Genomic DNA, 23988 nt, shown 5'->3' with positions numbered 1-23988 from the left:
TCTTTATGCGAGTCATAGTTCAGCGAGCACAGCAGGCACAAGTAAGTATTGATGGTAATGTTCAAGGTGCGATCGACCATGGTTTCGTCTTGCTGGTCGGTTTTCAAGACGGCGACGGCCAGACCGAATTAGACTACGTTACACATAAGATTTTGAATCTCCGCGTTTTTAGTGACGCAGCTGGCAAAATGAATTTGAATATTCAGCAAGTTGGTGGTGCCATCTTGTCGATATCGCAGTTTACGTTATATGCAGATACGCGTCATGGCAATCGGCCAAGCTTTACGGATGCGGGAAGTCCTGAGTTAGCTAGCAAGTTGTACGATACATTTAATCGGCAACTCGCGGCTAGTGGGGTGACCGTTGCGACTGGTGAATTTGGTGCTGATATGCAAGTATCCCTAGTTAATGATGGCCCGGTCACGATTTGCTATGACACTGATCAACGTTGAGCTAAAGCTGAAAGGCCAATCTGGTACTTTCAGCTTTTTGTCTATCACAATCAATAATAGGAGTGAATGAGATGCGCGAGTTTTTATGGGATCTTGACGGGACCTTGCTAGATACTTATCCAGCCATGGTCCAAGCTTTTCAACAAGCGGTGGCTGAGTTAGGTGGAACAATAACGGCTGAAGCAACTTACCGGCTAATGCGCCAACAGTCGGTTGGTTATGCGGAAAAAACGATAGCAGCGCAAAATAGCTGGGATTGGCAGGCTTTGCGGGCGGGCTATCAACGTTGGGAGCCACAATTGCAACAAGCACCGGCCGCTTTTGCGGGGGCCAAGGCGGTGCTTGCAAAAGTAGTCGCAATCGGTGGTCATAACTATTTAATGACGCATCGTGATGAAAGCGCCCAGACCTATTTGGTCCAAGCCGGCCTTGATCACTACTTTACGGACGCAGTCACTGCCGACCAGCCGTTTCCACGCAAACCAGATCCGGCGGCCTTAAATTATTTATTAGATAAGCACCATGTTGATCGACAACAAGCCGTTATGGTTGGTGACCGTAACTTGGATATTGAGGCGGGTCACAATGCTGGCATTGCGGGCTATTTATTTGATATTGATTGGCTGATCAAGGTGACTAGTTCGCCCGAGATTCAAGTGACAGATTTAAATGACTTATTAACGATGGTCGGTTAACTAAGATACTGGCAATCCTAGTATAATTAGTGATTGTATCTAGCAAGTTGTTAAAAGCCCCGGTATCAGTGCAGGTCAATTGAGACGGACTGGTATCGGGGCTTTTCAGTTAATATTGCATCAGAATACGGTCGACGGCTGCCCCGTATGTCTCACCAAAGAGGTTCAGGTGAGCTAGCAGATAGTAAAGTTGATAACTTGGTAGTCGGGCTTGCGTGCCGGGAGCAAACGGGTAGATGGCTTGATAGCCTTGATAGAAATCAGCGTCAAAGCCGCCGAAGAGTGTCGTCATTGCGAGATCCATTTCACGGTCACCGTAAAAGACGTCGGGATCAATCAAAACAGGTGTGCCGGCGGTATCGAACAAGTAATTACCTGACCATAAATCACCGTGAAGGAGACTTGGTTGCACGGTATGCATGTGAGGATCTTGTAGAAGTTGTTGCCGCAATCGGCGATAATGCTCATCACGTGTCTGTGACCATAAATGGTGTTCCTTTGCCAAGTTGACTAATACATCTAAGCGTTGTTGGGTATAAAAAGTCGCCCAATCGGATTGCCAGTGATTAAGCTTAGGCAGTTTGCCAGCCGTGAAATCGTGGTCGAGGCCAAAGTGGGTTTGATGTTGTTGGTGGACCGTTGCTACGGCTTTACCAAGGGCAGACTGGCTACCGATCCCAGTTGTTAACCAATCTAGCAATAGGTATCCATCAGTTGCAATTGTGCCACTGGCAATAATAGTTGGTGTCTTGATCACTGCACCGAGTAGTTGCAATCCAACAACTTCATGGTCAAAAAAGGTGCCGTTGTTGTTCGGCTGGACTTTTAAAAAATATTGGTGGCGACGCGTGACAATCCGAAAAGCAGCATTGATATCGCCACCACTAACTGGCAATATTTGCTGAACGCCGGTTAATGGTAGCTGTGCGAGCCAAGCTTTTGTTAAATGCATCATGACCCCTCCTAAAATAATGCTGAATATCGTTGTCATCACTGTAACGCAATCAATTGCGATTAACAATTAGAAGGCTTAATAGTGCTGTGACTGACTAATTGTTAACTGTACGAGTTACTTAGCGGGCGTATGATCAAGCGCCCCAGGTTGAAGCTCAACAGCAAAAAATTGGTCGCCATCCAAGTAATTGAGATGGCGACCAATTTCAGACACATGATGTACTTCACGATGTTGCTATTGGTTAGCAAAGTAGGTGGTTAATCCCGCGTAGACGGCATGGGCCACTTCTTGCGGGTATTTTTTTGAGCTGATGGTCTTGAAGTCGGACTTGTCATTAATGTAGCCCAGTTCCATCAAGACGGCAGGCCGCGAATTATCACGAATAACTAAGAAGTCACCGAAGTCAGTTCCCTTACTAGGAATTGGCAAGGTCGAGACATTATTGTTCAACGCCTTGGCGAGTGCTAGTGAAGTTGATTTATGATAGTAATAAGTCGTAATTCCAGAAGCCGTGTTCTTCTCTGGTGAACTATCAAAGTGGAAACTGATGAAGGCGTCCGCATGCAGCTTATTTGCTATCGCTGGTCGCGCACTCAGCCCCACATATTTATCACTATCACGGGTCAAGACGACGTGGGCACCAGCTGCGCGGAGCTTTTTAGCCACTGCTTTGGCTACCCGTAGCGTGTACGTTTTTTCCATCTTGCCCTTGCTGGAGAGCGCTCCGGAATCAGAACCACCGTGTCCGGGGTCTAAGACGATGGTGGCCTCAGAGATCTTAGTGGTTTTGGTTAACTGACTGTTATGTTCGTTGACCAACCAACTGGCAATCCAGCCAAACTTATGATCCGCATAACGAACGTACAGCCAATTATTCTTGCGTTTTATAATGTGGACCTTGGTCCCCTTGGACGTTGCGTCTTCAATGGCATAGCTCATGCCAGGACCACTACGGATATTGACATTGGCAATGTTAACGGTGGCTGTGTTATTAGTCACTAGTAGCACTACAAAGCCAATCACCAAGCCAATGAAAATAAGCGTAACGGTGATTTGACGCCAAAATTGTTTTAAAACTTGCATGCTTTGTCACCAACTAAATTTAAGATAATTGCAATTTGAAGTGCTGCAAATAGTATACCAAAAAAATGGCTGACCGACTAAATTTTGAAATGATTTTAACTAGAATCGTTGACTTTTAAGTGATTTTCGTGTAACTTTAACCATATATTAATCAATCGACCGCAGAGAAAGTAAGAGCATTGTACGCCACTATAATCAGAGACCGGTAGTGCTGAGAATTCCGGATAGTGCGCAATGAGGAGACGCTTTTGAGGTGAACGGCAGCGTTCCGCCTGTGATTACAGACGTTATCAATTAGTACTCAAAAAGGTGGTACCGCGCTAACAGCGCCCTTGGTAAATAATCAAGGGCGCTTTTTTTGTCGATTGCAATCAAGGGAGGAACTATTAATGAGATATCAACGGCCTAAAGGCACCGCCGACATTTTGCCTGGCGATAGTGAAAAGTGGCAATACGTTGAAGCAACGGCTCGTGCCGTCTTCAAGACTTATCAGTTCAAAGAGATTCGGACACCGATGTTTGAAAATTTCGAAGTCTTCTCACGTTCAGCGGGGGATACTTCTGATATTGTGACGAAGGAAATGTACGATTTTCATGACAAGGGTGACCGGCACATTACGCTCCGCCCAGAAGGAACTGCCGGAGTAGTTCGGGCATTCGTGGAAAATAAATTGTACGGGCCGCAGGTTTTAAAACCCTATAAAGTTTATTACATGGGACCAATGTTCCGTTATGAACGGCCCCAATCAGGTCGGTTACGTGAGTTCCACCAATTAGGCGTGGAAGCTTTTGGTAGTGAAAGTGCCGCCCTAGACGTTGAAGTAATTGCAATGGGCTATAACTTACTTAAAACCTTTGGCTTGACTGATTTGAAACTGGTCATCAACACGTTGGGTGATCAACAAACGCGTGATGATTACAGACAAGCCCTGATTGATTATTTGGAACCCCACTTTGATGAATTGAGTGATGACTCCAAGGAACGGTTACACAAGAATCCATTGCGGGTTTTAGATAGTAAGGCACCGGAAGATCAACAATTTGTGGCCGATGCACCATCGATTTTAGATTACTTGTCTCCGGAAGCTCAAGCGCATTTTGATCAAACTAAGACGTATTTAGATGCGTTAGCAATTCCGTACGAGATTGATGCCACGATGGTCCGGGGATTAGATTATTATAACCATACGATTTTTGAAATTATGACCCACTCAAAAGCGTTAGGCAAGGGCTATACGACGATCTGTGCTGGGGGTCGTTACAACGGATTGGTTAAGGAATTAGGCGGCCCTGAAGTTTCTGGGGTTGGTTTTGGCCTTGGAGTTGAACGGCTATTAGTGTTGATGGATGCCGAAAACATTGCGGTACCGACTGATGATCAGTTGGACGTCTATGTCGTGGGAATTGGTGACACTGCTAGTGCTACGACTTTGAAACTGGTACAGGCATTACGGGCAGCCGGTTATAAGGCCGAACGGGATTACTTGGATCGCAAGCCTAAAGCTCAGTTTAAGAGCGCTGATCGCTTGAATGCACGTTACACAATGACGGTGGGCGAAACCGAGCTGGCTGATCAGGTCGTTAACTTGAAGGCTATGGCGACTGGTGAGGAAACCAAGGTTGCGATGGCGGATATTTATCAAGATGCTCATCAAGTTTTAGATAAGTAGTGTGGACGGCAAGTTTGCCGATTTATAAGGAGGAAGCGTTTATGAAACGGACCACATATGCGGGTCTCATCAATGAGGATTATTTAGGCCAAACGGTCACTTTACAAGGTTGGGTACAAAAACGCCGTGACCTTGGGAGCTTGATTTTTATTGATTTACGGGACCGTGAAGGAATTGTACAATTAGTCTTTAGTCAGGAATTTTCAGCGGATGCTTTGGCGGTAGCGGATCAGTTACGGGGCGAATATGTCATTGAAGTGCAAGGAACTGTTGTTAATCGGAATGCTGACGCTGTTAATGACCGCATGAAGACTGGTAAAGTTGAAGTTGAGATTCACAATGCCAAAATCTTAAATAAGGCGAAAACTCCGCCATTTTATATTCAAGATGACATTAACGTATCAGATGAATTGCGCTTGAAGTACCGTTACTTGGACTTGCGTCGGCCAGAAATGCAACGTGGATTGAAAATTCGTAATGGCATCACCCAAGCAGTTCATAGCTATTTTGATGCCAACGGGTTCTATGATATTGAAACGCCGTTCTTAACGAAGTCGACGCCAGAAGGGGCCCGGGATTACTTAGTGCCTTCGCGGGTCTATCAAGGGCATTTTTACGCGTTACCACAATCACCACAACTCTTTAAGCAATTGCTGATGGGGGCCGGTTTTGATCGCTACTATCAAATTGCGCGCTGTTTCCGTGATGAAGATTTGCGGGGTGACCGTCAGCCTGAATTTACCCAGATTGATATGGAAACATCCTTTTTAACGGCTGAAGAAATTCAGTCCTATACTGAAGGTTTGATTAAGCAAGTCATGAAGGACGTCAAGGGTGTTGACATCAAGACGCCATTTACCCGAATGACTTGGCAAGAAGCTATGGATCGTTTTGGCTCTGAAAAGCCGGATGTACGTTTTGGTATGGAACTCAAAGACATGGGTGTGGCTGTTTCTAACGCCGGTTTTAAAGTCTTTGATAATGCACTTGCTAATGGTGGCCTGGTCAAGGCGATTGCGGTTCCAGGTGGTGCTGATCAGTACTCCCGGAAGCAAATCGATGCTTATACGGAATATGTCAAACGGTTTGGAGCTAAAGGCTTAGCTTGGATGAAGGTCACTGAGGATGGTTTTAGTGGTCCCGTGGCGAAGTTCTTCAAAACTGATGGTGATTTTGAAGCCATTACGAGTGCTGCTGCGGCTAAACCAGGCGATTTATTACTGTTCGCTGCTGACAGTTTCAAAGTCGTTTCTGATACGTTAGGCTACCTGCGGACAGCTATTGCCAAAGAACTTGACTTGATTGACCAAAATCAATACGCCTACTTATGGGTCGTTGATTGGCCACTATTTGAATATGACGAAGGTATTGAACGCTGGGTACCTGCGCACCATCCATTCACAATGCCCAATGAAGAAGATGTTCATTACTTGAATGATGGCGAAGATCCCCACAAAGCCCATGCCCAGTCGTATGATATCATCTTGAACGGTTATGAACTCGGGGGCGGGTCGATCCGGATTCATACCCGCGAATTACAAGAAAAGATGTTTAAAGCGTTGGACTTTACGAAGGAACGAGCACAAGAACAATTTGGGTTCTTGCTGGATGCGCTGGATATGGGCTTCCCACCACACGGCGGCTTAGCAATCGGGTTAGACCGGTTTGCAATGTTGCTATCTGGTAATGATAATATTCGTGAAGTAATCGCCTTTCCTAAGAATTCTAAGGCTTCAGAACCGATGACCAATGCACCATCACGGGTATCTGACCAACAATTGGCTGATTTAGATTTGAATATTACTAACCCGATAACAGATGACGAACCAACCGAATAAAGCAATTAAGAGCGTCTAGAAATGGACGTTCTTTTTAATTAGTGTTAGATTTGTATTAATATTTAATTGGAGGAATTCTCATGGAAACAGCAATTTTTGCAGGTGGATGCTTTTGGTGCATGGTTCAGCCCTTTGATAGCCAACCGGGCATCGATAGCGTCGTTTCAGGTTATACCGGTGGTCACACAAAAAATCCAACGTATGAAGAAGTTAAAGCACATACGACTGGCCATACGGAAGCAGTCAAGATTACGTTTGATCCCCAAATTATTAGTTATGCGGAATTAGTTAATATTTATTGGCATCAGACGGATCCTACCGATGCGATGGGACAATTTCAGGATCGTGGCGATAACTATCGGCCGGTCATTTTTGTCGATGGCCCACAACAACGCCAAATTGCCGAAGCTTCCAAACGTGCATTACAAGTCAGCGAACGATTTGTTCAGCCAATCGTTACAACAATTGAAGACGTACAACCGTTTTATCCGGCTGAAGCGCGTCATCAGCGTTTCTATCAGAATAATCCGGTCGTGTATGCGGAACAGGAAGCGGGTGGCCGTGCTGATTTTATCGCTGAACAGTGGGCGGATGCGCCTAAGGTAGATTAGTGCTAGTGTTCACCAAATATTGATATTAAGAAATGAGGTCATGACAAGCAAGCGTAGCTGGCATGGCTAAGATTGGTTCAGCCGAGCCGATTAATGGTATTTTGCTGAGAAACGTGAGACTTTTAGCAGAAAACTGCAAAAGACCGGCTGTTTGCGGATAGGCGTGTTACAATAACGAAAGCAAAAACGTAAAGGAGCACACTTAATTCATGGATGATTTTCAGCAGTTATCCAAACACCATCGCGATGTCGTAAAAGCGTCAACTGCATTTATTTACGCCATTTTAGTTTCTATTGCCATGAACTATTTCTGGACCCCTGGGCATATTTATTCATCAGGGATTACTGGGTTAGCCCAATTGATTAATAGTTTAATGAGCAAGTTTCTACCAGTCCAAATTTCAACAGCGGCACTACTGTTTATTTTGAACGTACCGATGTTCATCATTGCGTGGCGCGCTATCGGACATAAGTTTACACTGTATACGTTCTTGGCGGTTACATTATCTAGTATTATGATTAAACTGATTGCCCCAGTCGGATTGACTCATGACCCCATTATTTGTGCGATTTTTGGGGGTGCTGTTAATGGTTTTGGAACCGGAACGGCTCTTAAAAATGGTATTTCAACTGGCGGACTCGATATTATCGGGATTGTATTACGCCGTAAAACGGGACGGAGTATTGGGACCATCAACATGGCCTTCAATTCGATCATTGTGATTGCGGCCGGTTTCGTCTATGGGTGGCCATACGCTTTTTATTCGGCACTCGGTTTATTTGTGAATGGTCGGGTCATGGATATGACGTATACGCGTCAGCAGAAGATGCAAGTCATGATTATTACGAGTCGCCCGAAGACGGTGATTGACAGTGTTCAAAATCGAATTCGCCGTGGTGTTACTATCGTCCACAATGCTGAAGGCGCCTATCAACATGATGACAAGACGATTTTATTCACGGTTATCACGCGTTACGAGATGGGCGAGTTGAAGGCGGCGATGGCGGAATCCGATCCCCACGCTTTCGTCAGTATTTCGGATACAGTCAAGATCCTGGGGCATTTCTATGAACCGAAACCTTGATTGGGTTGATATGATAAAAAGTGTTTGCAAACCATGGCGTTTGCAAACACTTTTTTGTAGATGCTCTAGTTTGGCTGGACGCCATTAGTTAGTACTATTAACTGTGTCCCGACTAGCCGAAGCCTGGGAATCTGGTATATAATACAAGCATTGTGTTAGTGACTGATAGCATGAGAAACTAGTAATTAATAACGAAATGAAAGGATGGCCAGTGTGAAAAAAACAATTTATGTCTGGCTTGTGCGGATTATATCGTGGCTGGCACACTTTAGCACCACCGATCGGGTCATTTATCTCATGAGTTTTGCAGATAATTTGGACTTTATTCGGCAATTGAATCAGCGAATCCCGGGACGCGTAACCGTTTATTATTTGCCAAGTGCCAGTACAGGAGCTGCCCAACTGGCACAAGCCGGGATTGTAACGCAGCCGTATCATGATTCTATTCGATTTGCATTGACGGGGATTCCCGCCATTACACGGGCAACGGATGTCTATATCGATAATTATTATGGCTTTACTGCCGGCCTGACTCGGCGTTCATCGCAGCGACTAATTCAACTTTGGCATGCTGCTGGAGCAGTTAAAACGTTTGGTTGGGGTGATCCACAGACTGCTCAGCGCTCCGCAGATGATCGCCAGCGATTTCAAGCTGTTTATGATCAGATTACGGATTACGTGGTTGGTTCCGATAAGATGGGAAGGATTTTTGCGGCGAGTTACCACGTTCCGGAGACACGCATGCGGGTTTTGGGATACCCACGATCGGACCGGTATTGTGAGTCTGACTGGGTGAAGCGAACGGCGACCGCCATCTATCAAAAATACCCAGAATTTAAACAACAGGAAGTTATTTTGTATGCGCCAACGTATCGGGCCGGTGTTCAGTTTACATTACCAGCAGATTTTGGCCAATTAAAGTTACGACCTGATCAACGGTTGGTTATCAAATTACATCCGCATTTGGTTGATCAGGAGCGCGATTTGCAAGCTCGTTACCCAGATCAAGTGATGTTAGTACCCGAGTTTAGTACGGATGAATTATTGACGGTTGCCAATACACTGATCAGTGATTATTCATCGGTTGTGTTTGACTACGCGTTATTACCGAGTTGTCAAAAGATTGTTTTCTATGTATTTGATTGGGACCACTATAAACGTGAGGTGGGCCTCCAAGCTGACTTTAAGGATTGGGCGCCGGGGCCATTCGTGATGACGATGGCGGATTTGAACCAAGTCTTGGCAATGCCAGCGACGTCGTTACAACTGGTCCGATTTAATCAGCTGTGGAATACGCGTAATGATGGTCACGCGATTGAGCGGACCTTGGCGTACTTTTATCCACAGGCGACTGAAACTAGTTGAGATACTTCAGCTGGTGCAATGATTGTTTGGTATCGTAAAGAAAATAGCGCTAATCCTTGTTATGATCAGAATTAGCCAATTTGAGAAAAGGATGGATCAATAATGCTTAGACTAGGATCACATGTTTCGATGAAAGCGCCTGATATGTTGCTAGGCTCAGCCAATGAGGCAGCTAGCTACGGCGCCAATACGTTTATGATTTATACGGGGGCGCCGCAAAATACGCGGCGCAAACCGATTGATGAACTTAAAATTGCTGAAGCCCAATCAGTAATTGATGCTAACGATCTTCGTCAGATTGTGGTGCATGCGCCATACATTATTAACTTGGGCAATACGAAAAAACCGGGTTACTTTGAATTTGCAACGGAATTTCTATATCAAGAAATTCAGCGGGCGGACGCAGTTGGGGCAACGCAATTGACATTACACCCTGGCGCCCATATTGGTGCTGGGGCGGATGTGGCCATTGCACAAATCATTAAAGGCTTGAATACGGTTATCCGACCAGAACAGCATGTTCAAATTGCGTTAGAAACGATGGCTGGTAAGGGGACTGAAGTTGGGCGGACGTTTGAAGAGCTCGCACAAATGATTGACGGTGTGACTCACAATGAAAAGTTATCCGTTACCTTTGATACTTGTCATACGAGTGATGCCGGCTATGCCATCAGAGATGATTTTGATGGGGTTCTGAATGAATTTGACCATGTCATTGGGCTAGACCGCTTGAAAGTGATTCATCTCAATGACTCGAAGAATCCACAGGGTGCGCATAAAGATCGGCATACCAATATTGGTATGGGAACAATTGGCTTTGATACTTTGAATGCGGTCGCACACCATCCTCAGTTACCAGATATCAGTAAGATTTTAGAAACGCCATATGTCGGGGCTGATAAGAAACACCAGTTGCCACCATACAAGTACGAGATTGCCATGTTGCGCGCTGGCCGGTTTAATGACCATCTGATTGCAGATATTGAACAACAGTAGTTAATAAGAATTGAACGATGATCGCTAGCCGGTTATCGTTTTTTATTTTAAGGAGGAAGTTTAAGATGCAATTTGAACAACGGATACTAGTAGTCGGTGGTACTTCAGGTTTTGGCATGGAAATTACGCAGCAGGCATTACAATACGGTGCTCGTGTTCATATTATTGGTCATACGACTGCGCATGTAGCGGCTGCAGTTAAAAAAATAGGAGTTTCGAACCGGTTGATGGGAACGGCGTTAGAGGCACAAGATAAGGATCAGTTGACAGCCTTTTTTGAAAAAAATACTGGTTTTGATCATATTATTTCGATGCTAGGTGGTGCCATGGGTGGCGGATTTCTTGATAACTCGGTGGCGGCGATACGGCAGACGGTTGAAGATAAATTTTTTGCTAATCTTCAGCTAGCGCAGATTGCTAGTCGGCATCTTAACCAGCACGGTTCGCTAATCTTCACTTCCGGTGCGGGTGGTCGGCCGGATAACGCTTCTGGGGCCATCATTGGCAATCAAGCAATTAATACGATGGTTGCTGGCCTCGCCGTTGAGTTGGCGCCAAATCATCGTGTTAATGCAGTTGCACCAACTTGGACACCAACCGGATTGTGGCGGCAATTATCTGCTGAGCAGTTAGCGACTCAAACAGCTGAAGTAAGCGATGGTAATCCATTGAAACGTGTGGCGACACCAGCGGAAGTGGCGACAGCTTATCTCTATCTGATGCAAAATCAATTTGTGACGGGACAAGTATTGCATGTTGATGGGGGTGTCGAATTAGCTTGAGTTGTTCGCAGTTACTGGAAATGCTGAGTATCGCAAGATAAATAGAAGACAAAGAGCGTTACGATTTTAAGTAGTCGTAACGCTCTTTTAGTGAAAAATAGGCTCATTGTGGCCGTGATTAACTAGTAAGTGAACCGGTTAATGATTGTCCGACTCATCAGTATTTAAGCTCTCGGTAATCAGAGTGGCCGTTTCTTCAATCGATTTATTAGCGACATTGATAACTAAGCAACCAATCTTCTTGAAAATCTTGTCAGCATATTCAAGTTCTGCTTTGATTTTATCTGTGTTGGAATACATGGTATCAGGATTGAGCCCATATTGAACCATCCGCTGTCGGCGAATGTCATTCAACTTTTCAGGATCGTTAGTTAGGCCGAAAATCTTTTTAGGATCGACTTTCCAAATCTCATCAGGAATTTGAGCTTGAGGAACCAGTGGTAAGTTGGCGACCTTTAGATTGCGATTGGCCAAGTAAAGTGACAAGGGAGTCTTAGAAGTTCGCGAGACGCCCAGTAAAACAACATCGGCTTCCAAAAAGCCACTAGGATTTTTGCCATCGTCGTAAGTGACCGCAAATTCGATCGCGTTGATCCGATCAAAATAGTTGGTATTCAAGGCATGAACCGTCCCAGGATGATTGGACGGTTGAACGTGAGTAATTTGCGAAAAAGTGTCAAGAGCTGGCGTAATGACGTCATAATAAGGTAATTCATGGGTTGCACAAAATTGATTGACAATCTGACTAAGCCGTCGATCGACGAACGTGTGAAAGATGGCGGCATGTTCCTTGAGGGCTTGAGTTAAGACGGTTTGGAGTAGTGAATCTGTCCGTACAAATGGAAAACGTTGATAGCGAATGTCATAGTCGGAAAATTGAGCAGCTGCGGCTAAGGCAACGTTGTGCGCCGTTTCACCAATGGAATCGGATAAAATAAAAACTTTAATTGCTGACATGTAATAACCTCATTTCGGTTCGATAATATCCTTAGTGTAGCATAGCTGGCGGGGGATGAAAACGATTTACTGCCCGGATTGACGTTGCTTTTAATGTTTTATTTTAAGGAAATTGTAAACTTTAGTTGACGGCCTTTTTCAATTTATGTATAATTTACTAGAACAGTTGCGTTATGTGTAAGTACGCATAATTTAACGGTTACTTTTTGAGCTCGGAGGGAGGGAATTTAACATGGCAAAAACAGTCGTTCGTAAAAACGAATCTCTTGATGATGCTCTTCGTCGCTTTAAACGTACCGTTTCAAAAAGTGGTACTTTACAAGAATACCGCAAACGGGAATTCTACGAAAAACCAAGTGTGAAGAAGAAGTTAAAATCTGAAGCAGCACGTAAGCGTAAGAACCGTCGTCGTTTCAAGTAATTAGTATTATACTAATGACCTAACGAGGAGGGAAAACCAATGAGTTTAATTGATACACTCAATGGTGATCTAAAAGCTGCGATGAAGGCGCGCGATAAGCAAACCCTCAGCGTTATACGGATGCTTAAGTCCGCAGTAATGAATGAACAAATTAATGCGGGTCATGATTTAACGACTGATGAAGAAGTGAGCGTACTTTCACGTGAGCTGAAACAACGGCGCGAATCATTAAGTGAATTCGAAAATGCGGGTCGTCAAGACTTAGTTGACGGCGTTAAAGCAGAAATTGCAATTGTTGAGCAGTACATGCCAAAACAATTGTCGGACGAAGAAGTTCAACAAATTGTTGCTGAGACCATTCAACAAATCGGAGCCACTGGTAAAGGTGACTTTGGTAAGGTGATGGGAGCAGTGATGCCCAAGCTTAAAGGTCAGGCGGATGGCAAGCTGATCAACCAAACAGTTAAATCATTATTGAATTAACGGTTAACCGGAGAAGACTTTCTCCGGTTTTTTTGTGCTACCTTTGCCACTAACAACAATTGCTTACGGAAATAAGATCACAATTTGAAAAGTTGGTTCGTTAATTAGGCGTAGCCGGTGGAATGTATTGGTGAGTGGAGGCTGGAGCGTCCTTGTACTGGTTCCTAAGGGGCTTTTATGCTATGATTAATTAACAAATACCTGCTGAAATCAGCGTGGTTATCACGCTGATTGTGGGTGACATTACCAGATGATGGTGATTAAATCTGTCAATAAAGGAGTCCATGTTTTTGACCGAAAACTCAAAATATGAACAAAAATTTCTCATTGCTGATCCGACCCAATCAGTTGCTTTATTAGGGCCAGAGGACGCCCACTTAGCCTTGCTTGAGGACGGACTACACGTACAATTACACGTGTTTGGTGATCAGATGACGATTAGTAGTGATGACGAAGCGGCTGTTCATAATACGCAAGCAGTACTAGACAATTTAACGAGTTTAATTAAACAAGGCATTCAAATTGGCGCGCCCGATGTCATCAGCGCCATTAAGATGGTAAACCGCGGCACGTTGGCTTACTTCAAAGATCTCTATTCGGAGACCTTGATCAAGGACAATCGTGGACGGCCCATTCGGGTGAAGAACTTTGGTCAACGACAGTACGTGCAAGCCGTTGCTAAAAGTGACATTACATTTGGAATCGGCCCAGCGGGGACTGGGAAGACGTATCTCGCTGTTGTCATGGCGATTGCTGCCTTAAAACGTGGTGATGTTGAAAAACTGATTTTGACTCGGCCAGCAGTTGAAGCCGGTGAGAGTCTTGGCTTTCTGCCGGGTGACTTGAAGGAAAAGGTTGATCCATATTTACGGCCGATTTATGATGCTTTGTACGATATTTATGGCGCTGAACATACGCAACGTTTAATGGATCGTGGCATTATTGAAATTGCTCCGCTAGCTTATATGCGGGGCCGGACGCTTGATCACGCCTTCGTCATCTTGGACGAAGCTCAAAATACGACGAATGCCCAGATGAAGATGTTCCTGACCCGCCTTGGCTTTGGCGCCAAAATGATCGTTAATGGTGATATTTCGCAAATTGACTTACCACACCACACTAAGAGCGGGTTAATTCAAGCCGAACAAATTTTAGATGGTATTAGTAATATCACGTTTGTTAAGTTTACGGCGGATGATGTGGTTAGAAATCCGGTCGTTGCCAAGATTATCACGGCTTATGACCGCGTGGAACAACGCTAGGGGGCACTTATGGATTTAGAATTATATGATCAAACAACGGCTGGAGCGCAGCCTGAACAGTTGCAACTAATTCAGGATCTAATCGCGCTAGCCGGGAAGACATTGAAGTTACGAGACGACACGGAAGTTTCCGTGACTTTAATGAACAATGATGCGATTCAAAAAATTAATGAACAATATCGGGGTGTTGATCGGCCAACGGATGTCATTAGTTTCGCGATGCACGATGATGATGAGGACGATCTGATTGTGATGGATCCTGAGATGGCAGCGGAAATGCCGTTAAATCTAGGTGATATTATGATATCAGTTGATAAAGTCAGCGAACAAGCCGCCTTTTTGCAACATTCAGAGGCCCGTGAGTTGGGGTATTTGGTCGTTCACGGCTTTTTACATTTAAACGGGTATGATCATCTTCAGCCAGCAGATGAGACCGAAATGTTTACGTTGCAACGTCAGATTCTGGATGCTTATGGCCTCGAAAAATAGGCCGGATCGGCTTCAGGTCGGCAAGAATCACTCCTTTTGGCAATCCTGGTTGCATGCTTGGAATGGTCTTAAAACGGTCGTGATTGAAGAACGGAATATGCGAACGCATCTTGCATTGGGAGCGGTAGCCTTGATTGCTGGCTGGTGGGTTCACCTAAACGTTAACGAATGGCTATGGCTGGCATTAGCTATTTTTTTGGTCATGCTATGTGAAATTAACAATACGATTGCCGAAAACTTGTCCGACATGGTGACAGGGCCCAACTTCAGTCCATTAGCTAAAAAGATCAAGGATATTGCAGCTGGCGCAGTCGTGTTTGCCGCAGCATTTGCAGTTTTGGTCGGGTTAGTATTGTTTGCACCCAAAATTTGGAACTTCGTTGTCGACTGGTTAGGCTAATGATTGGTCAACCGGTGGGCAAGATTGAAAGGAATTGAATATGGCAGAACAACAAGCATTTCATTCCGGCTTTGTGGCGATTATTGGTCGTCCAAATGTCGGTAAATCAACATTATTAAACCGGGTCGTTGGTCAAAAAGTGGCAATTATGTCAGATAAAGCCCAAACGACGCGGAATCGAATCCAAGGTATCTATACAACGAGCGATACCCAGATGGTCTTTATTGATACGCCTGGGATTCATAAGCCACACAGTCGCTTGGGTGACTTTATGGTCAAGTCGGCGTTGTCGACATTAGGTGAAGTGGATGCGGTGTTATTTATGATCAATGCTGATGAACGACGTGGTGCTGGTGATAATTTTATTATTGACCGACTTAAGACGGTCAAACAACCGATTTATTTGGTGATTAATAAAATTGACCAAGTTCACCCGGACCATCTCCTGGAAATCATGGATCAGTACAAGGACGCGTTACCGTGGAAAGAAGTTTACCCGATCTCGGCCCTTGAAGGCAACAATGTTGATGAATTATTGGCGACCTTGAAAGCGCAATTACCAGAAGGCCCTCAATATTATCCGTCTGACCAGATCACTGATCATCCAGAACGTTTTATCATTTCGGAATTGATTCGTGAAAAGGTTTTGGAATTGACGCGCCAAGAAGTGCCACATTCAACAGCGGTGGTCATTGATTCAATTAAGCGGCAGGATGAAGAAAAGATTCACGTGCAGGCCACGATTATTATTGAACGTTCCTCACAAAAAGGGATTATTATTGGTAAGGGTGGTAGTATGCTCAAGAAGATTGGTTCTCTAGCCCGGCGTGATATTGAACATCTGCTCGGGGATAAAGTGTACCTTGAACTTTGGGTGAAGGTCCAAGAAAACTGGAAGGACCGCCAAGACTTGTTGGCAAGCTACGGCTACCGGCAAGATGACTATTAGAATCGTTAGGTGATTCAGATGGCCCAACAAATGGTCACAAATTTTAACGGTATTTTGCTTTTTCGCCGCGATTACCGTGAGCGCGACATGCTGATCAAGTTTTTAACCGCTGAGTATGGTAAGAAAATGTTTTTTGTTCGCGGTGCGCGGCGTCGCGGCTTCAAGATGGCGGCAGAGTTATTACCTTTTACGATGGGGGAATACGTTGGCGATTTACGCGATCAAGGCCTGTCGTATATTAATAGCGTTAAATCCGTTCAGTATCTTGAGCATATTAGTCAAGATATCGCGCTGAATGCTTACGCGACGTATGTGATGAATTTAGTCGACGTGGCTTTTCCTGATAATCAACCGGTAGGCCGGTGGTACCAACAATTGACCAGCGCGCTACAACTGATTGATCAAGACGTGGCCCCCGCGTTGGTGGCTAACGTGGTTGAGATTCAATTATTGCAACCATTTGGCGTTGCACCGGAATTGCGTTGGTGTACGGTATGTGGCCGTACCGATTTACCACTGGATTATTCTGAAAGTTACGGTGGTTTACTTTGCCAGCAACACTGGCACTTAGATCTGCATCGTTTGCATGCCAGTGCCGCGGCTATCTTTTATTTGCGCCAGTTTTCGGTGCTGGACTTGGCCAAGGTTCATTCCATTAAGGTCAAACCGCGGACGGCGGCGGAGTTACGGCGAATTCTCGATGAAATTTATCAGAACTCAGTGGGCGTTCGATTGAAATCTAAACGCTTCATCGATCAGATGGGCAGTTGGTACCAACCACTGGCGCCACGCAAGAATGAGGATTGACAAACGAACAAGCATCAGCTATGATGATGAAGAACTGAATAGTTAAGTGTTGATGAGAGAAGGTTGATGGCCTTTGATTTACAGTGAGATCGTGATGGTGTGAAACGGTCAATCAAAGTCGTTAATTGGCGCTCTCGGAGCTTTAAGACCATGTAATTAAGCTGCTGAGGTTACTCAGAAGTAGGGTGGAACCGCGAAACCAATCGTCCCTATGTCGTTATTGTTGACGACAGGGGACTTTTTTGTTGCCATTAAGTTGGTTGAGCGGGTCCCTGCTTCAAAGTTATCAGCCGTTCAGTCACTAATTTTGGGAGGATACTAATGAGCAAAAAATTATCAGTGCAAGAGATTATCTTAACCTTGCAAAAGTTTTGGTCGGATCAAGGTTGTATGTTAATGCAATCCTATGATACAGAAAAAGGGGCCGGAACGATGAGCCCCTACACGTTCTTACGGGCAATCGGTCCCGAACCATGGAATGCAGCCTATGTTGAACCATCACGGCGGCCTGCTGATGGGCGTTATGGTGAGAACCCCAATCGGTTATACCAACATCACCAATTCCAAGTGGTCATGAAACCTTCACCAGAAAACGTGCAGGATTTATATTTGCAAAGCTTAGAACAATTAGGGATTAATCCACTGGAACATGATATTCGCTTTGTAGAAGACAACTGGGAAAACCCATCAATGGGTTGTGCCGGTGTTGGTTGGGAAGTTTGGCTCGACGGTATGGAAATTAGCCAATTTACGTATTTTCAACAAGTTGGTGGCTTAGAAGTTGATCCGGTCACTTCCGAAATCACCTATGGGTTGGAACGCCTGTCTTCATATATTCAAGATGTGAATTCCGTATTCGACCTTGAGTGGGGCGATGGTGTGAAGTATGGTGACATCTTCTTGGAACCAGAATTTGAGAATTCTAAGTACGCCTTTGAAGACAGTAATGAAGAATTATTGTTAATGTTATTTGATGAATACGAAAAGGAAGCTAAGCGACAAATCAAGAATGGCTTAGTTCACCCAGCGTACGACTACTGTCTTAAATGTAGTCATACCTTCAATTTGATGGATGCTCGCGGCATGGTTTCAGTAACGGAACGGGCTGGTTATTTAGACCGGATCCGGAACATGGCGAAGTCAATTGCCAAGGAATTTGTGGCGCAACGTGAAAAACGTGGCTTCCCATTATTAAAACATGCACAGGAGGAGACGAAATAATGGCGAAAACTTATTTACTTGAAATTGGTTTGGAAGAAATGCCGGCCCACGTCGTTACACCGAGTGTGTTACAACTTAAGGAACGAATGGTCAAATTCTTGAAAGATGCGCGACTCGATTTTGAAGATGTTAAAACTTTTTCAACACCACGCCGGTTGACGGTCCAAGTGCTGGGCTTAGCTGACAAACAGGCGGATGTGAAAAAAGAAGTTCGGGGCCCAGCTAAGAAAATTGCCCAGGATGCGGATGGCAACTGGACAAAAGCTGCGATTGGCTTCTCTAAAGGTCAAGGAGCTTCGACTGATGATATCGTCTTTAAAGATATTAAGGGCACCCCGTACGTCTTTGTGCAAACTTTTACGGCTGGTAAAACGGCGGCTGAAGTTTTGGCGACTGGCGTTAAGGATGTTATCACCAAGATGAATTTCCCAACGATGATGAAATGGTCAACGTACAGTTTTAAGTATATTCGACCGATTCGGTGGCTCGTATCATTATTAGATACCGATATTGTACCCGTTCAAATCTTAGACGTGACGGCTGATCGAATTTCTCGTGGTCATCGTTTCTTAGGCCATGATGTTGAGATTGCGACTGCCATGGACTATGAAACTGACTTAGCCAGTGTTCAAGTGATTGCGGATGCAGCAAAGCGTAAAGCAACGATTCGTGAACAGATTGCGACCTTGGCTAATAAACACGATTGGCAGATCAAAGTTAACGAAGGCTTGCTGGAAGAAGTTAATAACTTGGTGGAATACCCAACTGCATTTGCAGGTGATTTTGATACTAAGTACTTAACGATTCCAGACGAAGTATTAATTACTTCGATGCGTGATCATCAACGATTCTTCTACGTGACGGATGCTGAAGATAACTTGTTACCACACTTTGTTTCTGTCCGGAATGGAAATACGGATCACTTGGAAAACGTCGCTTTAGGTAACCAAAAAGTGTTGACGGCACGATTAGAAGATGCGGCTTTCTTCTATCATGAAGATCAACAACATTCGATTCAAGAATACGTCGAACGGCTCAAAAAGGTTAGTTTCCACGATAAGATTGGGACCATGTATGAAAAGATGCAACGAGTCATGGTTATCAGTGATTTCTTAGCCAACCGTTTTGGCTTGACTGAGACTGAGCAAAACCAGCTTCACCGCGCAGCTCAAATCTATAAGTTTGATTTGGTGACGGGGATGGTGGGAGAATTCCCTGAATTACAAGGAGTCATGGGTGACAAGTACGCCGTCTTGAAGGGTGAAGATCCAGTAGTTGGCCAAGCCATTCGTGAACATTACATGCCAATCAGCGCTGATGGCGACTTACCTAAGTCCAAGGTTGGCGCAGTGTTAGCCATTGCTGACAAGGTCGATTCCATTACAAGCTTCTTTGCTGTTGGGCTGACTCCTAGTGGTTCTAATGATCCGTTCGCTTTGCGGCGTCAGGCGTTTGGAATTGTCCGAATTGTCCGAGATCAAGGTTGGGACTTCCCGATTCGTCAAATCGAAATCGATATTCAAAAAGAACTAGTGGCACATGGTGCGACATATCACTTGGACTTTGAAAAGCAAACGGCACCGGTGGCTGATTTCTTAACGGACCGAGTTAAGCAATGGTTCAATAATCGTAAGATTCGTTATGATATTGTTGATACGGTCGTCAAAGGGAGTCGGCAAGATATTCGTGAAATGTTCAAGGCGGCAGATGTCTTGAATGCTCATCAAGATGATCCTAAATTTAAGGATACGATCGAAGCCTTTACGCGTTTGTTACGAATTACGGCCAAGGCAGAATTACAAGCAGGTGATTTGACGGTTGATCCTAGTTTGTTTGAAAATGAAGCGGAACGGGCACTTTATGAAGCGGTGCTTGACGTACAGAAAAAAATTACCCCAACCATGAGTATGGAAGATCGGTTTAAAGCTTTAACAAGCTTGCGACCATTAATTGCGGATTATTTTGAACAAACGATGGTTATGAGTAAGGATGAAAAAGTCCGTGATAACCATTTGAAACAGCTCTTAACAATCGCTCAAATGGTTAACGTTATGGGTGACTTAAACCAATTAGTCGTTAAATAAGACTAGACTGTGTATAATAAAAGAAGTTACAGTAAATTTGCTGTGACTTCTTTTTTAGCACTTTTGAAAAACAAATTTAACAAATATGTCTAATAAGAACAACTTATTGTTGCACTGCTGTCAAATTTGTGATAACCTATATTCTGTCAAAGTTTGCACGCACAAAGTCGCATCTAAATTTCGTGATGCGACTTTTACTTGCGTCAATGGTTTAGCTGGTTTGTCAGACTTTAGTTAGTAGAAATGGGGTGGCAAAGTGGCCAATCGAATTCCAGAAGAAAAGGTTGAGCAAGTTCGCTCAGCAGTCAATATTGCGGATTTTATTGGACAATACGTTCAGTTGAAGAAGGCTGGTAAGAATTTATTTGGCCTGTGTCCCTTTCACGAAGAACGCACGCCGTCTTTTTCGGTCAATGAACAAAAACAGATTTTTCACTGTTTCAGCTGTGGCCGGGGGGGCAATGTGTTCAGCTTCATTATGGATCTCGAAAACTTGTCTTTTCCAGAAGCAATCGTCAAAGTAGCCGATTTTGGGCACATTGACTTGCCGGCAACTTATACGGCTCAGTCACAACCGACCGCACCTAAGGATCAGCAACAAGCTGATTTGTTAAAGTTATACGCGGATAGCGCCAAGATGTATCAACATATTTTAGTTAATACTGAACTTGGTGAACCGGCGCTCAAATACTTGCACGAGCGCGGACTGGATGATGAAACGATTAAAACGTTTGGCATCGGATATGCACCCGCTAATCAGCTTTTATTGGATTTTTTTAAGGAGCATCAGACAGACTACCAACTACTACGGCAGTCGGGACTGTTTATTGAAAATCAAGCAGGTGACTTACGTGATCGCTTCATTGACCGGGTCTTGTTTCCGATTAAAGACGCGAGTGGGCGAGTAATTGCTTTTTCAGGGCGGATTCTAAAAAAATCACCTAATGAACCCAAATATTTAAATAGTCCGGAGACGAAGCTGTTTAATAAGCGTTCGGTGCTCTTTAACTTTGATTTAGCGCGTGGCCCCATTCGGCAACAGAAATCGGTGGTACTATTTGAAGGCTTTATGGATGTGATTGCGGCCTATCGTGCTGGCATTCAGAACGGGGTTGCATCAATGGGAACGAGCTTGACTGATGAGCAGATTTACATGCTTGAGCGCGTTACCGACACCCTATATGTCTGTTACGATAGCGATATGCCAGGGCAAAAAGCGACCGATCGTGCCCTGAAGTTACTGAGTGGCAACAGTCGACTGAATCTGGGCGTGATCCAAATGCCGGATGGAATGGATCCCGACGAATATTTACGTGCTCAGGGACAGACGAAGTTCGTTCAAGTATTTGAAGATGGCAAGCAAACACCAACTGCTTTTGAAATGCAATATTTAAAACATGATTTGAATTTGCAAAATACGCCTGATCAATTGACTTATTTGCAGGCGGTTTTGCAACAATTAGCACAGCTATCATCGAGTGTCGAACAGGATTTATATTTAAACCAGTTAGTGGCTGAATTTGATCTTGATAAGGACGATTTGAAACAACAGTTACGATCGCTCGTTGGTCGGCAGGCTGTTCAGCGTGGTGGTAGTCATCATGATGATCGGCAAATGACGCCTCCGCCGGCACCAGCGCCGTTAGTGCCACCACCAGCAACGGTTGATGGTGGCACTAATAGTGGCCCGTTGAGCCGGGTAGAAAAGGCTGAACGGCTATTATTATACCGATTATTGAATGATCATGACGTTTGGTTACGGGTAATGGCGACTGCTGGTTTTCACTTTGTTCATGATTCTTATCAGCAAATCTTGGTATATGCGGAGGCTTATTTTAAAACGCATAATCAGTTTGACTTGGGCAATTTTACGGATTTTATGACAGATTCTGATTTACAACCAGTTGTCACCAGTTTGGAATTTATGGACGTAGCCAGTGAAACTTCAAAGGAAGAGATTGCGGATCTGGTCAACGTGATTATGAATCAACAGCCGCTGGTGGAACAAATTAATAGTAAGAAGGCTGAGTTAACAGCAGCTAAGCAAATCGGTAATCATGATTTGGTCCAACAGTTGACGTTGGCACTAATTGACCTTTATCGGCAGCAGCAACAGGTTCAACAAGCTGATAACTAGGCATGACAATGGTATACTTAAAGGTAGCTCGGTATCATAATCGAGCAGCTGGTAGATGCACACTAAATAGGAGGCTACTACATGGCAAAGGCAAAAGCAACGACGGCATACGACAAAGCCGTTAAAGCATTAATCAAAGAATATAAGAAAACTGGTAGCATTCAATATGATGAATTATCAGATAAATTAGCAGCGCCTTATAAATTAGATGCTAGTGGCATTGATAAATTACTACAAAAAGTTGAAGATGCAGGGATCAGTGTTGTTGATGAAAAAGGTGATCCTGATGCTCGGGCGGTCAAGAGTGTCAAAAAGGTTTCTAAAAAGGAACTTAGTGATGCTGGATCGGCTTCTGGAATCAAGATTAATGATCCTGTGCGGATGTACTTGAAAGAAATTGGTCGAGTCGACCTGTTAACAGCTGACGAAGAGGTGGCTTTAGCGCTTCGAATCGAACAAGGTGATGAATCTGCTAAGCAAGAATTAGCCGAAGCCAACTTACGGTTGGTCGTTTCCATTGCCAAGCGTTACGTGGGTCGGGGAATGCAATTCCTTGATTTGATTCAAGAAGGAAACATGGGGCTAATGAAGGCCGTTGAAAAGTTTGATTATCGCAAAGGGTTCAAGTTCTCAACCTATGCGACTTGGTGGATTCGCCAAGCGATTACGCGGGCAATTGCGGACCAAGCGCGGACAATTCGGATTCCAGTGCATATGGTGGAAACCATTAACAAGTTAATTCGGATTCAACGGCAACTGTTACAAGATTTAGGCCGCGAACCAACCCCTGAAGAAATTGGGGCCGAGATGGATATGCCAACGGAAAAGGTTCGTGAAATCTTGAAAATCGCACAAGAACCGGTTTCATTGGAAACACCAATCGGTGAAGAAGATGATTCACATTTGGGTGACTTCATTGAAGACCAAGATGCGACTTCACCAGCCGATGCGGCAGCTTATGAACTGTTAAAAGAACAACTAGAGGGTGTCCTTGATACCTTGACGGATCGGGAAGAAAACGTCTTACGGTTACGGTTCGGACTTGATGATGGTCGGACCCGGACACTAGAAGAAGTTGGGAAAGTCTTCGGTGTTACGCGTGAACGGATTCGGCAAATCGAGGCCAAGGCGTTGCGAAAGTTGCGCCATCCATCACGCAGTAAACAATTGAAAGATTTCTTGGAATAATCACCAAATAATTGCGTCTGACCAACCAGCTAAAGAGGCTGATTGGTCAGACGCTTTT

The 23988-nt window shown here is 44.5% G+C and carries 23 protein-coding genes; 20 read left to right on the top strand and 3 right to left on the bottom strand.

The genetic code is table 11. From position 1 onward, the window contains the following. Positions 1–5 precede the first annotated feature (5 nt). Both dtd and RXV91_RS03965 read left to right on the top strand, forming a co-directional pair. On the top strand, positions 6–452 hold the full coding sequence (gene dtd, locus RXV91_RS03970) for a D-aminoacyl-tRNA deacylase (protein ID WP_316438754.1): 447 nt from the start codon (positions 6–8) through the stop codon (positions 450–452). A 71-nt stretch (positions 453–523) separates the two neighbouring features. After that, positions 524–1147: an HAD-IA family hydrolase gene (locus tag RXV91_RS03965; protein WP_316438753.1), complete on the top strand. Its 624-nt coding sequence runs from the start codon at positions 524–526 to the stop codon at positions 1145–1147. A 109-nt stretch (positions 1148–1256) separates the two neighbouring features. Here the strand turns inward: RXV91_RS03965 and RXV91_RS03960 are convergent, their stop codons facing one another. Both RXV91_RS03960 and RXV91_RS03955 read right to left on the bottom strand, forming a co-directional pair. Further along, on the bottom strand, positions 1257–2099 hold the full coding sequence (locus tag RXV91_RS03960; RefSeq protein ID WP_316438961.1) for a fructosamine kinase family protein: 843 nt from the start codon (positions 2097–2099) through the stop codon (positions 1257–1259). Between the two features lie 237 nt (positions 2100–2336). Beyond that, on the bottom strand, positions 2337–3185 hold the full coding sequence (locus RXV91_RS03955; RefSeq protein WP_316438752.1) for an N-acetylmuramoyl-L-alanine amidase: 849 nt from the start codon (positions 3183–3185) through the stop codon (positions 2337–2339). 389 nt (positions 3186–3574) lie between these two features. Here RXV91_RS03955 and hisS point away from each other — a divergent pair, with 389 nt between their 5' ends. The 7 genes from hisS (at position 3575) to RXV91_RS03920 (ending at position 11532) form a co-directional block, all read left to right on the top strand. Next, entirely contained in the window at positions 3575–4855 is a 1281-nt protein-coding gene (gene hisS, locus RXV91_RS03950) for a histidine--tRNA ligase (RefSeq protein ID WP_003640691.1), read from the top strand. A gap of 41 nt (positions 4856–4896) precedes the next feature. Continuing rightward, the gene (gene aspS, locus RXV91_RS03945) at positions 4897–6693 is read left to right on the top strand and encodes an aspartate--tRNA ligase (RefSeq protein WP_316438751.1); all 1797 of its coding nucleotides are present in this window, start codon (positions 4897–4899) and stop codon (positions 6691–6693) included. Positions 6694–6773: 80 nt separating this feature from the next. Beyond that, positions 6774–7304, top strand: coding sequence for a peptide-methionine (S)-S-oxide reductase MsrA (gene msrA / locus RXV91_RS03940; RefSeq protein ID WP_316438750.1), 531 nt, complete (start codon positions 6774–6776; stop codon positions 7302–7304). 209 nt (positions 7305–7513) lie between these two features. Further along, a complete protein-coding gene (locus tag RXV91_RS03935; RefSeq protein ID WP_316438749.1) occupies positions 7514–8389 on the top strand; it encodes a YitT family protein in 876 nt (291 codons plus the stop codon). A gap of 204 nt (positions 8390–8593) precedes the next feature. Next, a complete protein-coding gene (locus tag RXV91_RS03930; RefSeq protein WP_316438748.1) occupies positions 8594–9754 on the top strand; it encodes a CDP-glycerol glycerophosphotransferase family protein in 1161 nt (386 codons plus the stop codon). A gap of 102 nt (positions 9755–9856) precedes the next feature. Beyond that, a complete protein-coding gene (locus tag RXV91_RS03925; protein ID WP_316438747.1) occupies positions 9857–10750 on the top strand; it encodes a deoxyribonuclease IV in 894 nt (297 codons plus the stop codon). Positions 10751–10815: 65 nt separating this feature from the next. Next, entirely contained in the window at positions 10816–11532 is a 717-nt protein-coding gene (locus RXV91_RS03920; RefSeq protein WP_316438746.1) for an SDR family oxidoreductase, read from the top strand. 138 nt (positions 11533–11670) lie between these two features. Here RXV91_RS03920 and RXV91_RS03915 read toward each other — a convergent pair whose 3' ends face one another. Beyond that, positions 11671–12489, bottom strand: a complete 819-nt coding sequence (locus RXV91_RS03915; protein ID WP_316438745.1) for a pyruvate, water dikinase regulatory protein — start codon at positions 12487–12489, stop codon at positions 11671–11673. A gap of 232 nt (positions 12490–12721) precedes the next feature. Here RXV91_RS03915 and rpsU point away from each other — a divergent pair, with 232 nt between their 5' ends. The 11 genes from rpsU (at position 12722) to rpoD (ending at position 23930) form a co-directional block, all read left to right on the top strand. Continuing rightward, complete coding sequence (gene rpsU / locus RXV91_RS03910; protein WP_003638914.1) at positions 12722–12910, top strand: 30S ribosomal protein S21; 189 nt, start codon at positions 12722–12724, stop codon at positions 12908–12910. Between the two features lie 39 nt (positions 12911–12949). Beyond that, positions 12950–13393, top strand: coding sequence for a GatB/YqeY domain-containing protein (locus tag RXV91_RS03905; RefSeq protein WP_316438744.1), 444 nt, complete (start codon positions 12950–12952; stop codon positions 13391–13393). 284 nt (positions 13394–13677) lie between these two features. Next, complete coding sequence (locus RXV91_RS03900; protein WP_316438743.1) at positions 13678–14655, top strand: PhoH family protein; 978 nt, start codon at positions 13678–13680, stop codon at positions 14653–14655. Positions 14656–14664: 9 nt separating this feature from the next. Next, positions 14665–15144 (top strand): rRNA maturation RNase YbeY, encoded by a 480-nt coding sequence (ybeY, locus tag RXV91_RS03895; RefSeq protein WP_021730847.1) that lies wholly within the window; start codon positions 14665–14667, stop codon positions 15142–15144. After that, positions 15128–15544, top strand: coding sequence for a diacylglycerol kinase family protein (locus RXV91_RS03890; protein WP_251897922.1), 417 nt, complete (start codon positions 15128–15130; stop codon positions 15542–15544). The genes ybeY and RXV91_RS03890 overlap by 17 nt, the downstream gene beginning before the upstream one ends. A gap of 40 nt (positions 15545–15584) precedes the next feature. Beyond that, positions 15585–16493 (top strand): GTPase Era, encoded by a 909-nt coding sequence (era, locus tag RXV91_RS03885; protein WP_021730849.1) that lies wholly within the window; start codon positions 15585–15587, stop codon positions 16491–16493. A gap of 30 nt (positions 16494–16523) precedes the next feature. Next, positions 16524–17300: a DNA repair protein RecO gene (recO, locus tag RXV91_RS03880; protein WP_316438960.1), complete on the top strand. Its 777-nt coding sequence runs from the start codon at positions 16524–16526 to the stop codon at positions 17298–17300. 321 nt (positions 17301–17621) lie between these two features. Further along, positions 17622–18521, top strand: coding sequence for a glycine--tRNA ligase subunit alpha (glyQ, locus tag RXV91_RS03875; RefSeq protein ID WP_021730851.1), 900 nt, complete (start codon positions 17622–17624; stop codon positions 18519–18521). After that, positions 18521–20605 (top strand): glycine--tRNA ligase subunit beta, encoded by a 2085-nt coding sequence (gene glyS / locus RXV91_RS03870; protein WP_316438742.1) that lies wholly within the window; start codon positions 18521–18523, stop codon positions 20603–20605. Before glyQ ends, glyS begins: the two co-directional genes overlap by 1 nt. A gap of 256 nt (positions 20606–20861) precedes the next feature. After that, positions 20862–22742 (top strand): DNA primase, encoded by a 1881-nt coding sequence (gene dnaG / locus RXV91_RS03865; protein ID WP_316438741.1) that lies wholly within the window; start codon positions 20862–20864, stop codon positions 22740–22742. An 81-nt stretch (positions 22743–22823) separates the two neighbouring features. Beyond that, positions 22824–23930: an RNA polymerase sigma factor RpoD gene (gene rpoD, locus RXV91_RS03860; protein ID WP_021730854.1), complete on the top strand. Its 1107-nt coding sequence runs from the start codon at positions 22824–22826 to the stop codon at positions 23928–23930. The last annotated feature ends 58 nt before the right edge of the window (positions 23931–23988 follow it).

Origin of the sequence: Lactiplantibacillus sp. DA1 (assembly GCF_032681335.1) — a bacterium.
In the GTDB taxonomy this organism is placed as follows: domain Bacteria; phylum Bacillota; class Bacilli; order Lactobacillales; family Lactobacillaceae; genus Lactiplantibacillus.
Note: the sequence above shows the minus strand (reverse complement) of the source record. Positions and strands in the feature narration are given on the sequence as shown.

What these genes read in the sequence shown, in the direction of transcription:
- dtd (WP_316438754.1), top strand. Translation starts at nt 6, where the DNA reads ATGCGAGTCATAGTTCAGCGAGCACAGCAGGCACAAGTAAGTATTGAT.
- RXV91_RS03965 (WP_316438753.1), top strand. Translation starts at nt 524, where the DNA reads ATGCGCGAGTTTTTATGGGATCTTGACGGGACCTTGCTAGATACTTAT.
- RXV91_RS03960 (WP_316438961.1), bottom strand. Translation starts at nt 2,099, where the DNA reads ATGCATTTAACAAAAGCTTGGCTCGCACAGCTACCATTAACCGGCGTT.
- RXV91_RS03955 (WP_316438752.1), bottom strand. Translation starts at nt 3,185, where the DNA reads ATGCAAGTTTTAAAACAATTTTGGCGTCAAATCACCGTTACGCTTATT.
- hisS (WP_003640691.1), top strand. Translation starts at nt 3,575, where the DNA reads ATGAGATATCAACGGCCTAAAGGCACCGCCGACATTTTGCCTGGCGAT.
- aspS (WP_316438751.1), top strand. Translation starts at nt 4,897, where the DNA reads ATGAAACGGACCACATATGCGGGTCTCATCAATGAGGATTATTTAGGC.
- msrA (WP_316438750.1), top strand. Translation starts at nt 6,774, where the DNA reads ATGGAAACAGCAATTTTTGCAGGTGGATGCTTTTGGTGCATGGTTCAG.
- RXV91_RS03935 (WP_316438749.1), top strand. Translation starts at nt 7,514, where the DNA reads ATGGATGATTTTCAGCAGTTATCCAAACACCATCGCGATGTCGTAAAA.
- RXV91_RS03930 (WP_316438748.1), top strand. Translation starts at nt 8,594, where the DNA reads ATGGCCAGTGTGAAAAAAACAATTTATGTCTGGCTTGTGCGGATTATA.
- RXV91_RS03925 (WP_316438747.1), top strand. Translation starts at nt 9,857, where the DNA reads ATGCTTAGACTAGGATCACATGTTTCGATGAAAGCGCCTGATATGTTG.
- RXV91_RS03920 (WP_316438746.1), top strand. Translation starts at nt 10,816, where the DNA reads ATGCAATTTGAACAACGGATACTAGTAGTCGGTGGTACTTCAGGTTTT.
- RXV91_RS03915 (WP_316438745.1), bottom strand. Translation starts at nt 12,489, where the DNA reads ATGTCAGCAATTAAAGTTTTTATTTTATCCGATTCCATTGGTGAAACG.
- rpsU (WP_003638914.1), top strand. Translation starts at nt 12,722, where the DNA reads ATGGCAAAAACAGTCGTTCGTAAAAACGAATCTCTTGATGATGCTCTT.
- RXV91_RS03905 (WP_316438744.1), top strand. Translation starts at nt 12,950, where the DNA reads ATGAGTTTAATTGATACACTCAATGGTGATCTAAAAGCTGCGATGAAG.
- RXV91_RS03900 (WP_316438743.1), top strand. Translation starts at nt 13,678, where the DNA reads ATGTTTTTGACCGAAAACTCAAAATATGAACAAAAATTTCTCATTGCT.
- ybeY (WP_021730847.1), top strand. Translation starts at nt 14,665, where the DNA reads ATGGATTTAGAATTATATGATCAAACAACGGCTGGAGCGCAGCCTGAA.
- RXV91_RS03890 (WP_251897922.1), top strand. Translation starts at nt 15,128, where the DNA reads ATGGCCTCGAAAAATAGGCCGGATCGGCTTCAGGTCGGCAAGAATCAC.
- era (WP_021730849.1), top strand. Translation starts at nt 15,585, where the DNA reads ATGGCAGAACAACAAGCATTTCATTCCGGCTTTGTGGCGATTATTGGT.
- recO (WP_316438960.1), top strand. Translation starts at nt 16,524, where the DNA reads ATGGTCACAAATTTTAACGGTATTTTGCTTTTTCGCCGCGATTACCGT.
- glyQ (WP_021730851.1), top strand. Translation starts at nt 17,622, where the DNA reads ATGAGCAAAAAATTATCAGTGCAAGAGATTATCTTAACCTTGCAAAAG.
- glyS (WP_316438742.1), top strand. Translation starts at nt 18,521, where the DNA reads ATGGCGAAAACTTATTTACTTGAAATTGGTTTGGAAGAAATGCCGGCC.
- rpoD (WP_021730854.1), top strand. Translation starts at nt 22,824, where the DNA reads ATGGCAAAGGCAAAAGCAACGACGGCATACGACAAAGCCGTTAAAGCA.